The sequence below is a fragment of the Micromonospora desertarenae genome, from assembly GCF_056150265.1.
Window position 1 is genome coordinate 388,142 of sequence record NZ_JAXCFQ010000002.1, and the last position, 14,097, is coordinate 402,238.

Consider the following 14,097-nt stretch of genomic DNA (forward strand, 5'->3'; position numbering starts at 1 on the left):
CGGCGGCCAGGGCAGCGGACCTGCCGGGCCGCCCTCGCCCGAGGAATCGAAGCGTCGTACCCTTCGGCGGGTGACTGACGGGGCGCCGGACATCGACCGGCTGGACGAGCCGCCCACCCGCCGGCGCTGGCCGTTGTGGGCCGCGCTCACCGTCTTCCTGCTGTTGCTGACCTGCGGCCTGCCCGCGGCGCTGCTGGTCGGTGCGGTCCGGGACGCCGGTGCCCGGGCCGTGCTGGACCGCCTCGGCACCCCCGCCCCCGACCCGGCCACGCTCGCCGCCCGCCAGCTCGCCGAGCGGATGTCCGCGCAGCTCGACCGGCAGGCCAGCGCACTGCTCGCCGGAGACCGGGCCGGCTTCCTGGCGGTGGCCGAGCCGGCCGCGCACCCCGACCTGCGGCGGCGCTTCGCCGCGCTGCGCGCCCTGCGGGTGACGGTCTGGCAGGCCAGCCCGAACGGCCTGCCCGAGGCCGTGCCCGGCCGACCGGGGGAGTCGCGCCTGCTGGTGGAGTTCCGCTACTGCTTCGTGACGCCGGACTGCCGCCCCAGCCCGGTGCTGATCGGCACCCGGTGGACGGAGCGCGGCGGGCAGCCACGCCTGGTCGCGATGGAGGAGTCCCGGTCGGCGGCGACCGGAACCCGGCCCTGGGAGACCAGCGAGCTGGTGGTGGCCGTCGGCGCGCGGACGCTGGTGGCGACCACCCCGGCGCTGCGCGGGCAGTTGCCCCGGCTGCTCGCCCAGGCCGAGGCCGCGGCGCGGGTCGCCGACTCGTACGCGGTGGGCGGCACCCCGCCCGACCGGTACCGGGTCTTCTACGCCGGCCGCGCCGAGTGGCAGCGCTGGTACGGCGGCGGCCGGCCGAAGTGGACCGGCGGCTACGCGGTCACCGTCGGCGGCGGGCACCACGAGGTGGTGCTGAACTCCGACGGGCTCAGCCCCACCGGGCTGGACGACCTGCTCCGGCACGAGCTGACGCACGCCGCGTCGCTGCCCGAGCGCGGCTACCCGGGCACCGCCACCTGGTGGCTGGTGGAGGGGCTGGCCGAGTTCGCCGGCGTCGACGGCCAGCCGGTCGAGCGGTACGAGGGGCTGGCCGAGGTGCGCCGGCTGGCCGCCGGCGGCTGGACCGGCCGGCTCGACGACCTGAACCCGGCCGAGGACGCCCCGGCCGACCGGGTCGCCGGCAGCTACGGCATCTCCTACCTGGCGGTGCGGCATCTGGTCGACCGGTTCGGGCCCGAGCGGCTGCTGGACTTCTTCCGGGCGGTGGTGCACGAGCGCACGGCGGTCGCCGAGGCCGCCGAGGAGGTGTTCGGCGAGCCCTGGCCGGCCCTGCACGACGCCTGCGTGGCGTACGTCCGGGGGCTCTCCGGCTGACCCGCGGGACCGTCGCGGCCGACCCGGCGGCGGTGGGGCGACCGGGCGGCGGTTTCGCGTGATGGTGCTGCTGGCGAGCCGTTCGTAGGATCGACGGGGTGCGCCGCACCCACCCGCCGCGGCTGCGCCCAGCGACGCGGCCCCGCCTGCTCACCGCCCTGCTCGCCGTCACCGTCCTGACCGGAACCGCCGGGGCGTCCTGCGGCGACGAACAACCCGACGTCACCCTGGCGGCCGCGGAACGCGCCGCGGTCGCCGAGGTGGTGGACGCTCCGGCGACCGTCACCGCCCGCGCCGCGGCGACCCTCACCGCCGCCGCCGACGGCACCCTCGCCAGCCTGCGGGTGCAGCCCGGCCAGCGGGTCCGCAAGGGTCAGGTGCTGGCCGTGATCGACTCGCCCGCCGCCCGGGCCCGGCTCCGCCAGGCCCGGGAGGCGCTCGCCGCCGCCAAGCGGGCCGGGCGGGGCGTCGGCGGCGCCGAGCTGGGCGGTTCCCGGCGGGGCACCGACCGGGCCGCCGCCGAGGCGTTCGAGGCGGCCCGGGCCGCCGCCGGGAAGATCGGCGACCCGCGGGTGCGCGCCGCGCTGCTGGCGCAGGTCGCCGCCGCGCAGGAGCAGTACCGGGTCGCCGCCCGCGCGGCCGACCAGGCGATCCGGGCGGTCCAGCGGGGCGTCGCCGGCCTCGACTCGGCCGTCGGCGCGCTCTCCGCCGCCCAGCGGCTCCAGGCCCGGCAGGCGTACGACCTGGCGAAGGCGACGGTCGACGCGCTGACCCTGCGCGCCCCGATCGCGGGCGTGGTGCAGCCGGGCGGGACCGCCGCCGGTGGATCCACCGCGGGGCTTGACGACCTGCTCGGGGCGGCCGGGGGAGTGCCCGCCGGCCTGGATCCGTCCGCCTTCGCGCCGGGTGGTGGCCGGCCGCCGGCCGGCGTGGACGACGCGGTGCCGGTCGGCGGCCTGGTCACCGCCGGCACGCCCGTGCTGACCATCGTGGACGTCGGCGCGCTCGGCCTGCTCGCCGAGGTCGACGAGACCGACGTGCTGCTGGTGCGTCCCGGTCTGGTCGCCACCGCCGAACTGGACGCGGTGACCGGGGCGAGCTACCCGGCGCGGGTGCGCTCGGTCGACGTGCTGCCCACCACCTCCGCCCGGGGCGGCGTCTCCTACCGGGTACGGCTCAGCCTCGACGCCGGCAGCTACGGCGAGGGGGAACCGGCGCCGGCGCCCCGGCCCGGCATGAACGCGGTGGTGCGGCTGCGGGTCCGGGAGGCCGCCGACGCGGTGACCGTACCGGCCTCGGCGGTCTTCTCCGCCGACGGCCGGGACGCGGTCTGGCTGGTCCGGGACGGCCGGGCCGACCGCGCCCCGGTGACCCTGGGGGTGCAGGGCGAGGACCTGGTGCAGATCGTCAGCGGCGTGCAGCCCGGCGACCGGGTGGTGGTCCGCGGCACCGACCAGGTCCGCGACGGCCAGGAGCTGCGGTGACGCCCGAGCGGCCGGCGGCCGGGAGCCGCGGTGGGGCGGCGCAGCCGGTGGTCGAGGGCCGCCTCGGGGTCGTGGAGGGGGTGGCGCCGTGAGTGCGGCGCCGGCCATCGAGGCGACCGACGTCTCCCGGACGTACCAGCTCGACGGGGTGTCGGTGCCGGCGCTGCGCGGCGTCTCGCTGACCGTCGCGCCCGGCGACTACGTGGCCCTGGTCGGGCCGTCCGGCTCCGGCAAGTCGACCCTCATGCACCTGCTCGGCGGGCTGGACCGGCCGACCGGCGGCCGGCTGGTGATCGGCGGCCGGGAGGTGTCCACCCTCTCCGCCGCGGAGCTGGCGGCGCTGCGCAACCGGACCATCGGCTTCGTCTTCCAGGCGTTCCACCTGCTGCCCCGGACGTCGGCGGTGGAGAACGTGGCGTTGCCCCTGGTCTATCGGGGCGTCGGGGCCCGGCAGCGGCGGGAGCGGGCGGCCGCCATGCTCGACCGGGTGGGGCTCGGTCACCGGCTCAACCACCGTCCCAACCAGCTCTCCGGCGGCGAGCAGCAACGGGTCGCCATCGCCCGGGCGCTGGTCACCGACCCGGCCGTGCTGCTCGCCGACGAACCCACCGGCAACCTCGACAGCGCGACCGGCGCGGCCGTGCTGGAGCTGCTGGAACGGCTCAACGCCGCCTCGGGCGTCGCGCTGGTGCTGGTCACCCACGACCACGAGGTGGCCGCCCGGGCCCGGCGGCGGATCGCGATGCGCGACGGCGTGGTCGCCGCGGACAGCGCCGCGCCGGCGGGGGAGCGCCACGCGGGCGCCCCGGCCGCGGCCGAACGGCCCGTCGAGCTTCATGATCGACCGGCGTCGGGCGGCGCGGACCGACCTGACACACTGGTGCCCGCTCCCAGCGCGGAGCCCCGGTCCGCGTCCGGAAGCGGCCCGGGGCACCCGCCCGGTGGCTCCGGTGGCGCCACCGGAGCCACCGGGCGCCTTCCGCGCCCGGCCGACGACCGTGGCGCAGCCTCGTGAGAGTCGCGGAGGCCTGGCGGGTGGCGCTGGGCGCGCTGCGGGCCAACCGGCTGCGCAGCGCGCTGACCATGCTCGGCGTGATCATCGGGGTCGCCTCGGTGGTGATCCTGGTGGCCATCGGCACCGGCACCAAGCAGCAGGTCGAGCAGCAGGTCGAGGGGCTCGGCTCCAACCTGCTGCTGGTGGTCCCCGGCCGGCTGGACGTGGGCGCCGCCCCGGCCGTCTCCCCGCTCACCCTGGCCGACGTGGACGCCGTGGTCCGGGTGGTCGGCGACCGCGACCGGGTGGCGGTGACCGTCGCCTCCGGCGCCACCGTACGGGCCGGCGGGCGGGCGGACTTCAGCACGGTGCAGGGGGTGCTGGAGACCACCCCGGCGGTGTTCACCCGCGAGCTGGCCCGGGGGCGCTACCTGAGCGGCTCCGACGTGGACACCAGCCGGCGGGTGGCGGTGCTCGGCGCCTCGGTGGCGCGCGCCCTCTTCCCCGACCGCGACCCGGTCGGGCGGCAGATCACCGTGGCCGGGGTGCGGTTCCGGGTGATCGGCGTCTTCGCCCCGCTCGGCCAGAGCCTCGGCGTGGACCGGGACGACGAGGTGCACGTCCCGGTGACCGCCGCGCAGCGGCTCTACGGCACCCAGCGGGTGGACGGGATAGCGGTGAAGGCGCCGGACCGGGAGCGGATCGACGAGCTGGGTGACCGGATCGTGGCGGAGCTGGCCCGCCGGCATCCGGGCACCGAGTTCAGCGCGGTGACCCAGGAGCAGATCCTCGGCGTGCTCGGCGACATCCTGGGCGTCCTCACCGGCGTGCTGGCCGCGATCGCCGGCATCTCGCTGCTGGTGGGCGGGGTCGGTGTCTCCAACATCATGCTGGTCAGCGTCCGGGAACGGACCCGGGAGATCGGTCTGCGCAAGGCGGTCGGCGCCCGGCCCCGGGACATCGGCGTGCAGTTCCTGCTGGAGGCGGTGCTGCTGACGTCGGTCGGTGGGCTCACCGGCATGGCCCTCGGGGTGGGCACCGCCCTGCTGGTGGACGCGCTGTCGCCGATCCCGGCGGCGATCACCTGGTGGTCGCTGGCGCTCGCGTTCGGCGTGTCGGCGGCGGTCGGCATCGTCTTCGGCGTGGTGCCCGCGCAGCGGGCCGGCCGCCTCGACCCGGTGGTGGCGCTCCGCGCCGAGTGAGCGCGGACCCGGCCGGCGGTGGCCGCCGGCAACCGGGACATCGGGCGTGGCGGGGCGGATATCGGCAGGTCGGAACGGGTGAATCGGGCGCCGAATTATGATCAGTTGTACGAAGGGATCGCGCCGGTCACAGCCGCCCCGCTACCGTACTGGTAACACGCGCGTTCGCCGGTGCCGGGCGGGAGATCCCGTCCGGTGGCACGCGCCGGGCATGGGATGGGTCGGTGAGCCATGGCCGGGTCGCAGTCCGACGGTCGGCTGTCGGAGGTCAAGTTCCTGACCGTCGCCGAGGTGGCGACGGTGATGCGGGTGTCGAAGATGACGGTCTACCGGCTGGTGCACAGCGGTGAGCTGACAGCGGTGCGGGTGGGCCGCTCGTTCCGGGTGCCCGAACACGCGGTGCACGAATATCTCCGGGGCGCCTTTCAGGAAACCGCCTGAGCCACCCGCCGGCCCCCCGACGGGAGCGCGTTGACGCCCGTCGACCGGGGTCGCGTTGGTCCTGCTGAAGCTCTCCCGCTACCCTGGACCCGACCGTGACCGCACACCGGTGCGCCCCGCCGCCCCCAGGCTGGTCCGGTCCGTTGTCCGCAAGCGGTCGCCGACGCCACCGGAGGGTGGTGTCATCCGGTCGCCCCGCACGTTGCATCGAAAGGCTGTCGTATGGGCTCGGTGGTCAAGAAGCGCCGCAAGCGCATGGCTAAGAAGAAGCACCGCAAGCTGCTGCGCAAGACCCGCGTCCAGCGTCGCCGTCTCGGCAAGTGAGCGGAGCCGGGCCACGGCCCGGCGTCCGTCGTCACTCGCCGACTGCAGACCCTCGGAGGCTCAGGTGATCAGGCCGCGGTTGTCCCGGCTCGATCCCGCCTGCCGGGGCAGGTGCGAGACATGACCCCCGGTGGCACCCCAGGTGCTCCGGGGGTCGTCGTCGTGACCGGGGTCGGCCGCTACCTCGGCGCGCACGTCGCCGCCCGGCTCGCCGCCGACCCGCGGATCGAGCGGGTCATCGGCGTCGACCCGCCGGAGCCCGGCGCCGAGTTCACCGACCTGCTCGACCGGGTCGAGCGGATCCGCGTCGACGCCGGCTCGCTCGGCGGGCTGCTGGCCGATCTCGAGGTCGACGCGGTGGTGCACCTCGCCCTGGTCAGCGCCCCGGATCAGCAGCACGGCGGCCGGTCGGCGATGAAGGAGCAGAACGTCATCGGCACCATGCAGCTGCTCGCCGCCTGCCAGCGCGCGCCCCGGCTGCGCAAGCTCGTGGTCCGGTCCTCGACCGCCGCGTACGGGGCCTCGTTCCGGGACCCGGCGGTGTTCACCGAGGAGACCGAGCCGCGCGAGGTGCCGCGCGGCGGGTTCGCCCGCGACATCCTCGACATCGAGGCGTACGTGCGCGGGTTCCGGCGGCGCCGGCCCGACGTCACCGCCACCGTGCTGCGCTTCGCGCCGTTCATCGGCTCGACCGCCGACACCACGCTCACCCGGTACTTCTCCCAGCCGGTGGTGCCCACCGTCTTCGGCCGCGACCCCCGGTTGCAGTTCCTGCACTTCGACGACGCGCTGGAGGTGCTGCACCGGTCGATCGTGGAGGACCACCCGGGCACCTACAACGTCGCCGGGCCCGGGGTGCTCTCGCTCTCCCAGGCGATCCGGCGCGCCGGCCGGGTCGCCGTGCCGGTGCTGGAGCCGGGCCTGTCCGGGGCCGCCGCGCTCGCCCGCAACCTCGGCTTCGGCCGCTACGGCCTCGACCAGGTCGACCTCTTCGTGCACGGCCGGGTGGTCGACACCAGCCGGCTGGAGCGCGAGTACGGCTTCACGCCGCGCTCCACGGCGGCCGCGTTCGACGACTTCATCCGCGCGCACCACGGCGGCGTCGTGGTGTCCCGGGACCAGCTGGCCGCGGCCGAGCGGCTGGTGCTGGACGGGATCCGGCAGGTGCGCGCCGCCGTCCGGGAGCGCTCGTGAGCGAACGGATCAGCAGGCTCGGCGCGAAGGTGCCGCATGACGGCACGGAGCGGAGCGGAGTGCCGGCATGAGCGGACCGGAGGAGCGGCGTGACCGCCGGTACGACGTACCGCTGACCGTGGCCGACCCGGGTGCGGCGCGGGCCAACGGGCACCGGCCCGCGCCCGACGAGCCGGACACCGCGGCCACCGACGAGCCGGTGCTGCCCGCGACCGCCGCCACCGCCGATCGGCCCGGCCCCGACGAGCCGGCCGCCGCCGACGACGCCGACCCGCCGGGCCGGGACGAGCCGGCCGCCGACGAGTCGGCCGGGCCGACGGCGGGCGGCCGGACCGGCGACGGCCGGGACGGCGGAGCCGGGCAGGGGCCGGCGGTGCCGGACCGGCCGGGCGACCACTGGGACCGCAAGGTGGCCAAGGGCCTGGCCTTCCTGCGCCGCCGGCTGGCCGGCGACTACGAGGTGGACGAGTTCGGCTTCGACCCGGAGCTGACCAGCGCGGTCTTCCACCCGCTGCTGCGGGTGCTCTACCGGGACTGGTTCCGCACCGAGGTCACCGGCATCGAGAACGTGCCCACCGACGGCGCCGGGCTGGTGGTGGGCAACCACTCGGGCACGGTGGCGCTGGACGCGCTGATCCTCTCGGCGGCCCTGCACGACCAGCACCCGGCGCACCGCTACCTGCGGCTGCTCGGCGCCGACCTGGTCTTCCGGATGCCGGTCGTCTCCGAGCTGGCCCGCAAGTCCGGCGGCACGGTGGCCTGCAACCCGGACGCGGAGCGGCTGCTCGGCAACGGCGAGCTGGTCGGCGTCTTCCCGGAGGGCTTCAAGGGCATCGGCAAGCTCTACTCCGAGCGCTACAAGCTCCAGCGCTTCGGCCGTGGCGGGTTCGTCTCGGCGGCGTTGCGAACCGGTACCCCGATCGTGCCGGTGGCCATCGTCGGCGGCGAGGAGATCTATCCGATGCTCGCCGACATCAAGCCGCTCGCCCGGCTGCTCAAGCTGCCGTACTTCCCGGTCACCCCGACCTTCCCGTGGCTCGGGCCGCTGGGCATGGTGCCGCTGCCGAGCAAGTGGCTGATCGAGTTCTGCCCGCCGATCCCGACCGCCCACCTGACCGACTCGGCGGACGACCCGCTGGTGGTGTTCAACCTCGCCGACCAGGTGCGGGAGACCATCCAGCAGACCCTGCACAAGCTGCTGGAGCGCCGGCCGGACCCGTTCGGCCCCTGACCGGGGGCCGGCTGCGGGCCGGTCAGCTGCCGCGGCGGCGGCGGTGCAGCGCCAGGCCCGCGGTCACCGCCCCGGCGACCAGGCCAGCGGCGGCGGTGGACGGCACGGCGATCTTGACCGCCCGGCGTCCGGTGCGGAAGTCCCGGACCTCCCAGCCGAGCTGCCGGGCCTGCCGCAGCAGGGTGCCGTCCGGGTTGACCGCCACCGCCCGGCCGACCGCCGACAGCATCGGCAGGTCGTTCGCCGAGTCGCTGTAGGCGGAGCACCGGCCCAGCTCCAGCCCCTCGACCGCGGCCAGCTGGCTGATCGCCTCGGCCTTCGCCGGGCCGTGCATCAGGTCGCCGACCAGCCGCCCGGTGTACGCGCCGTCCGCGATCTCGGCCACCGTGCCGATCGCGCCGGTCAGCCCGAGGCGGGCGGCGATCACCCGGCCGATCTCCACCGGCGCGGCGCTGACCAGCCAGACCCGCTCGCCGGCGTCGAGGTGGCGCTGGGCCAGCCGCCGGGTGCCGCTCCAGATCCGCGGCGCCATCAGCTCGTCGAAGATCTCCTCGGTGAGCCGTTCCACGTCCTCGACCCGCCAGCCCTCGATGAAGGCGAGGGCTGCCTCCTTGGCCTGCGACATGTCGCCGGCGTGCTCGGTGGCGAGCAGCCGGAACCGGAGCTGCTGCCAGGCGAACCGGACCAGGTCGGAGGTGGTGAAGTACTTGCGCGCGGCGAGCCCGCGGGCGAACCAGTAGATCGAGGCGCCCTGCATCATCGTGTTGTCCACGTCGAAGAAGGCCGCCGCGCTCGGGTCCGGCTCCGGGGGAGTCGGCGCCGCCGGGTCCGTTTCCGCCCAGCCGGCGGTGTGACCGTGGGCGTCGGTGCTGACGGTCACCTTGCGGCTGCGGGCCACGCGACCTCCCTCCGCTCGACCGGCGCGACGTGTGCCTCCTGGCGAGGGTAGCCGGGAGCGGGCGTCGGATGGCCGGCCGGCGGGTGAACTGTGGCGTGTCCGGCTCCCCGACGTGGGGATGCCGGCGACTCGCCCGGCGTGGGGCGTCAGCGGCCGGGCGGGCAGGCGGCCGGGGCCGGGCCGAGGGCGTCGCTGCCGGCGGGGGCCGGCAGGCCGCAGGCGATCGCGGCGCGCAGCGCGTCCGAGCGCTCGCGGATCGCGTCCAGCAGGGCCAGCGAGCGCCGGGCGCGGTCCCGCTCGGCCCGGGTCGCGTCGTCGAGCAGCGCGTTCACCGACCGCCGCTGCCCGGTCAGGAAGGAGTTCACCGCGTCCAGCGCCGCCGGGTCGGAGCGCTGCACCGCCGCGCTGTTCAGCAGGCGTACGCCCTGCCGGGTGTCGGCGTCCATGTCGTCGAGCACGGCGCTGAAGCCGGTCTGGTCGCCGCGCAGCGCGGCCGCCTCGCCCAGCCGGGTCCGGGCGAAGTCCAGGAAGAGCTGCCCCCGGCTGATGTCCGAGCTGGTCAGGGCGAGCTGGGCGCGCTCGGTCGAGCGCTTCATCCCGTAGAGCGCGTCGCCCGGCACGGCGTTCTCGCTGGCCGCCGAGATGCCCGAGACGGCGATCGCCCCGGCCGCGATCCCGACCAGGATGGCCCCCCGGGCCCGGGCCCGGCGGGCGGTGACGGCGGGCAGCAGCGAACCGCGGCCGGTGGTGGCGGTGCCGGCGCGCTGGGCGGCCGGTTCCGCGGCGGCCGGGGCGCCGATGCCCTCCCGCTCGGCGGTGGCCAGCAGCATCGCCCGCAGCCCGGTACGGAAGTCCGCGTCGACCTCGACGGCCGGCACCTCCGTGCGCAGCCGCTGCCCGACCGCGACGAGCGCGGCGAGCTGGTCGTCGGCCCGGGACCGGGCGTGGCGGCGTCGCCCACCGTTGGCCTCGTCGAGAAGTTGCGCGAAGCGCTCGGCGCGCCGACGGGAGAAGAGGTTGCTGTCCACCGCAGGCACCTCCTCTCGCTGGTCACGGCCGGTCGGCCGCTGTCGTCGCCGACGACCGGGGACGGCGGGCACCACGAACCCACGTTCGTGGCCGGCCATGCCGCCGGGCCTCCCGCTGGGGGCCCGGGGGGATGCCGGAGCTACCAACCGGTCGCACCCGGAGAAACGGTCAGCAGCGGGCACGGGTTACGGGGCCGGCGGGTGCGAAATCACAGAAAGTGACCGAAGTCACCCAGCAAGAAGGGCGCTGAGCTGCGAAAACATTGATCGACAGGCGCGAGTCCCATTCATGGGACTACGGTTGGAAACCGTCCGGGAGCAGCCGCGCCAGGGCTCGGACGGCCCGGTACTGGAGCGCCTTGATCGCGCCCTCGTTCTTGCCCATCGCCCGGGCCGTCTCGGCCACCGAGAAGCCCTGCAGGAACCGGAGCACTATGCACTCCTGCTGCTCCGGATTCAGCTGCTTGACCGCGCTGAGCAGGGCCACGTTGGTGATGTGCTCGACCACCGCGGCCTCCGGGCTGCCCTCCGGGCCCCGGTCCTCGCGGTCGGCGTCCAGCACGTCGCCGGTGGTCACCTCCAGCCGGTAGCGGCCGGACTTGAAGTGGTCGGCGACCAGGTTGCGGGCGATGGTGACCAGCCAGGCGCCGAGGTCCCGGCCCTGCCAGGTGAAGCTGCCGATCCGCTTCAGGGCGCGCAGGAAGGTGTCCGAGGTGAGATCCTCGGCGAGCTGGCGGTTGCCGACCCGGAAGTAGACGAACCGGAAGACCGTGTCCACGTACCGGTCGTAGATCAGCCCGAACGCCTCGGACTCGCCCGCCTGGGCGCGCTCGACGAGTGCCCAGACCTCGGTGGCCGGGTCCGACGGGTCGGGCCGGCTCGGGTAGCCCGTGGAGGTGTTGACCGGGGCGGCCGCCGGCACCGCGGGGAGCACCGCCGTCTCGGTCGTGGACGGGTCGGCCACCGCCGGCGGCTCCCCGGTGCGCCGGCTCTGCGCCGGCATGGACGGCCGGGCGGGCACCGCGACGCGGCCGCCGGCCGGCTTCGCGTTCGCGCCGGGAGCGGCCGGCCGGGGCGGCGGGTCGTTGTGGTGGGGCCGGTTGCGCAGCCGCTTCGACGTGCCCTCCGCCCGTACGGAGAGGCTGCCGGTGTCCTCCACCGGGCCCCGGGCGGCGAGTCGTTCGTTCACGGTGGCGCGGGCCGCCGGACCGGTCAGACCGAGGGGGCGTTCCGCGTAGCCGAAGGTTGTCACCGCGCTCCCTCCGTCCCGCCGGCGGTCGACCGCGCCGGCCGGTGCGTCGTCGGCGACACCGGATCGGGTCTGTGGTCGGGCAGGGCGGGTCGGGGGTGTGCCGACGGGCGGCAGATCCCCTTGAGGTGCTGGTCCAATGCGCTCACAGGCACGGGGGCCTCCTCGGGCTGAGGGGTGTCGACTCACGGCAAATGGGGTGAGCCGACCCGAGTGATGATAGGGCCAACGTCACCCGCGCGTGGCAAGTCCGTTACACAGGGCGGAAGTATTTCCCGCCGTGTCGCACGAATGGCGGACCGGTTGTCCGTCGTGTGCGGTTGACTTTCCCAACGGCCCGTGGTCCGCAGTGGAGGCCCTGGTCAGCGCATTCCTCTGGGATCGTCGACAGTCCCGGGCGGACGGTCGGGCGGTGCGTCCGAGGGGGTGTGCGGCGGGTCCCGGTGCGTCCTGTGCACGGGACCGGAGGTGTCTCGGATGTCGTCTCGGCGTGTCCTGTGGACGGGACCCATCCGCCGTCCGGCCGAGCCCGTCCCGCCGGCCCGGCCGGCGCCGCCCCGCCAACCGGGCCAGCCGACCCGGTCCCGACCGTCGGCGCTCCCGCCGACCGGCCCACCCGACCCGGTCCCGGCCGCCGGCGCTCCCGCCGACCGGCGTCCGGTCCGGGGCCGGCGGGTGGCCGGCTCGGTCCGTTCTCCGGGGCGCGTGCCGGCCGGTGTCCGGCATGGCCGGGCGGCCCGCGCTGTGCCAGACTCAGCCACCGTGCAGGACGCAGCCGACAGCTCCGCGCCGAACCTCGCCGACCGGCTCCGCCGGGCGGCCGTCGCCCACGGCGACCGACCCGCGCTGCACTGGCGCGAACAGACCCTGAGCTGGTCCGAACTGGACGCGGCGGTGACCGAGGTGGTCGCCGGGCTGGCCGCGGCGGTGCCGGCCGCCGACCCGGCCGGGCGGCCCGCCCGGGTCGCGGTCGCCCTGCCCAACTCGCCCGACTTCGTGCTCGGCCTGCTCGGCGCGCTCCGCGCCGGGCTGGTGGCGGTGCCGGTCAACCCCGCGCTCACCGGCCCCGAGCTGCGGCACGTGCTCGCCGACTCCGGCGCGTCCGTGCTGATCGGCACCGAGCCGGTCCGCGAGCTGGTCGCCGAGGTCGCCGGGGAACTGCCCGCGCTCACCGCCGTGCACGCCACGCCGCCCCGCGCGGCGCCGGCCGGCGACCCGTCGCCGGCCCGGGGCGGCGACGACCTCGCGGTGCTGCTCTACACCTCGGGCACCGAAGGCCGGCCGAAGGGCGCGATGCTCTCCCACCGGGCGCTGCTGGCCAACCACGAGCAGGTGGAGCGGATCGAGCCGCCGGTGGTCGGGCCGGACGACACGGTGCTGCTGGCGCTGCCGCTGTTCCACGCGTACGGGCTGAACTCCGGGCTGGGCGCTGTCGTCCACCATGGCGCGACCGGGGTGCTGGTCGACGACCTGGGCGCCGACGGCGGGCTCGCCGAGATCGCCCGGCACCGGGTCACCGTGCTGGTCGGCGTACCGTCGATGTTCCTGACCTGGTCCACGGCGGACGCCAGCGCGGCCGCCGCCGCGATGGCCTCGGTACGCGTCGCGGTCTGCGGCGCGGCGCCACTGGAGCCGGCCGTGGCGGCCCGCTTCGCCGAGGTCGCCGGCCGGCCGGTGCACGTCGGCTACGGCCTCACCGAGACCGCCCCGGTGCTCACCACCACCCTGGTCGGTCAGGTGGCGAAGGCCGGTTCCATCGGCCGGCCGCTGCCCGGCGTGCAGCTGCGCCTGGTCGGCCCAGACGGGGCGGACCTGTGGCGCGACGGCGTGGCCGAGCCGGACGAGGACGACGACGAGCTGGATCTGGCCGACCCCGCGCCGGGCACCGACCCGGGGCAGATCGTGGTGCGCGGGGCCAACCTCTTCTCCGGCTACTGGCCGGACGGCCGGGGCGGGCCGGACGCCGACGGCTGGTGGGCCACCGGCGACGTCGCCTACGCGGACGCCGACGGCGACCTCTTCCTGGTCGACCGGATCGGCGAGCTGATCCTGGTCAACGGGTTCAACGTCTACCCGCACGAGGTCGAGCTGGTGCTCTCCGCGCACCCGGGCGTGGCCGAGTCGGCGGTACTGGGTGTGCCGCACCCGCGGACCGGCGAGACTGTCCGGGCGTACGTGGTGCCGGCGCCGGGGCGTCCGGTGACCAGCGAGGACCTGCTCGCCCACTGCGCCCGCAACCTGGCCCGGTTCAAGTGCCCGACCGCCGTCGAGTTCGTCGACGCGCTGCCCCACTCGGCGATCGGGAAGGTGCGCAAGACCCTGCTCCGGTCGGACCCGTCCCCGGCGGACCCGGCCGGCGACCGCTCGCCGGCCGACGCCGGCGCCAGCAGCACGGAGGACACCGATGCGTGAACCCCGACTCACCCTCATCACCCGGCCCGGCTGCCACCTCTGCGACGACGCCAAGGAGGCGCTGGACCGGGTGGTGGCGGTCACCGGCGACCGGTGGGTGGAGCAGGACGTCAGCGGCGACATCGAGCTGGAGCGCGAGTACGGCGACCGGCTGCCCGTGGTGCTGCTCGACGGCAAGGAGCACGGCTACTGGCGGGTGGAGGAGGAGCGGCTGCTGCGGGACCTCACCACACCCCAGCTGTAGCGCTGGTGGGCGGTGGATAGG

General features: G+C 76.0%; 13 protein-coding genes. 10 read left to right on the forward strand and 3 right to left on the reverse strand.

Features of this window, described 5'->3' with window-relative positions:
* The first annotated feature begins 70 nt into the window (after positions 1-70).
* From SM577_RS04860 to SM577_RS04895, 8 genes are all read left to right on the forward strand, one after another.
* The gene (locus tag SM577_RS04860) at positions 71-1,375 is read left to right on the forward strand and encodes a hypothetical protein (protein WP_474586380.1); all 1,305 of its coding nucleotides are present in this window, start codon (positions 71-73) and stop codon (positions 1,373-1,375) included.
* Between the two features lie 89 nt (positions 1,376-1,464).
* Entirely contained in the window at positions 1,465-2,859 is a 1,395-nt protein-coding gene (locus SM577_RS04865) for an efflux RND transporter periplasmic adaptor subunit (RefSeq protein WP_302921022.1), read from the forward strand.
* An 88-nt stretch (positions 2,860-2,947) separates the two neighbouring features.
* Positions 2,948-3,874, forward strand: coding sequence for an ABC transporter ATP-binding protein (locus SM577_RS04870; RefSeq protein WP_474586381.1), 927 nt, complete (start codon positions 2,948-2,950; stop codon positions 3,872-3,874).
* A complete protein-coding gene (locus SM577_RS04875; protein ID WP_302920850.1) occupies positions 3,871-5,055 on the forward strand; it encodes an ABC transporter permease in 1,185 nt (394 codons plus the stop codon). Before SM577_RS04870 ends, SM577_RS04875 begins: the two co-directional genes overlap by 4 nt.
* A gap of 231 nt (positions 5,056-5,286) precedes the next feature.
* Entirely contained in the window at positions 5,287-5,496 is a 210-nt protein-coding gene (locus SM577_RS04880; RefSeq protein WP_007465625.1) for a helix-turn-helix domain-containing protein, read from the forward strand.
* Between the two features lie 222 nt (positions 5,497-5,718).
* Positions 5,719-5,820, forward strand: a complete 102-nt coding sequence (locus tag SM577_RS04885) for a 30S ribosomal protein bS22 (RefSeq protein WP_007465623.1) — start codon at positions 5,719-5,721, stop codon at positions 5,818-5,820.
* Positions 5,821-5,940: 120 nt separating this feature from the next.
* Positions 5,941-7,014, forward strand: a complete 1,074-nt coding sequence (locus tag SM577_RS04890) for an NAD-dependent epimerase/dehydratase family protein (RefSeq protein WP_302920851.1) — start codon at positions 5,941-5,943, stop codon at positions 7,012-7,014.
* Positions 7,015-7,387: 373 nt separating this feature from the next.
* On the forward strand, positions 7,388-8,245 hold the full coding sequence (locus SM577_RS04895; RefSeq protein WP_302921023.1) for a lysophospholipid acyltransferase family protein: 858 nt from the start codon (positions 7,388-7,390) through the stop codon (positions 8,243-8,245).
* A gap of 22 nt (positions 8,246-8,267) precedes the next feature.
* Here the strand turns inward: SM577_RS04895 and SM577_RS04900 are convergent, their stop codons facing one another.
* From SM577_RS04900 to SM577_RS04910, 3 genes are all read right to left on the reverse strand, one after another.
* A complete protein-coding gene (locus SM577_RS04900) occupies positions 8,268-9,143 on the reverse strand; it encodes an HAD family hydrolase (protein WP_474586382.1) in 876 nt (291 codons plus the stop codon).
* Between the two features lie 146 nt (positions 9,144-9,289).
* Positions 9,290-10,171, reverse strand: coding sequence for a DUF5667 domain-containing protein (locus SM577_RS04905; RefSeq protein WP_302920853.1), 882 nt, complete (start codon positions 10,169-10,171; stop codon positions 9,290-9,292).
* A gap of 295 nt (positions 10,172-10,466) precedes the next feature.
* The gene (locus tag SM577_RS04910) at positions 10,467-11,423 is read right to left on the reverse strand and encodes an ECF subfamily RNA polymerase sigma factor, BldN family (protein WP_474586383.1); all 957 of its coding nucleotides are present in this window, start codon (positions 11,421-11,423) and stop codon (positions 10,467-10,469) included.
* Positions 11,424-12,182: 759 nt separating this feature from the next.
* Here SM577_RS04910 and SM577_RS04915 point away from each other — a divergent pair.
* Complete coding sequence (locus tag SM577_RS04915) at positions 12,183-13,832, forward strand: AMP-binding protein (protein WP_474586384.1); 1,650 nt, start codon at positions 12,183-12,185, stop codon at positions 13,830-13,832.
* Positions 13,825-14,076 carry a glutaredoxin family protein gene (locus SM577_RS04920; RefSeq protein ID WP_302920856.1) on the forward strand — a complete coding sequence of 84 codons (252 nt, stop codon included), beginning with the start codon at positions 13,825-13,827 and terminating at the stop codon, positions 14,074-14,076. Before SM577_RS04915 ends, SM577_RS04920 begins: the two co-directional genes overlap by 8 nt.
* Positions 14,077-14,097 lie beyond the last annotated feature (21 nt).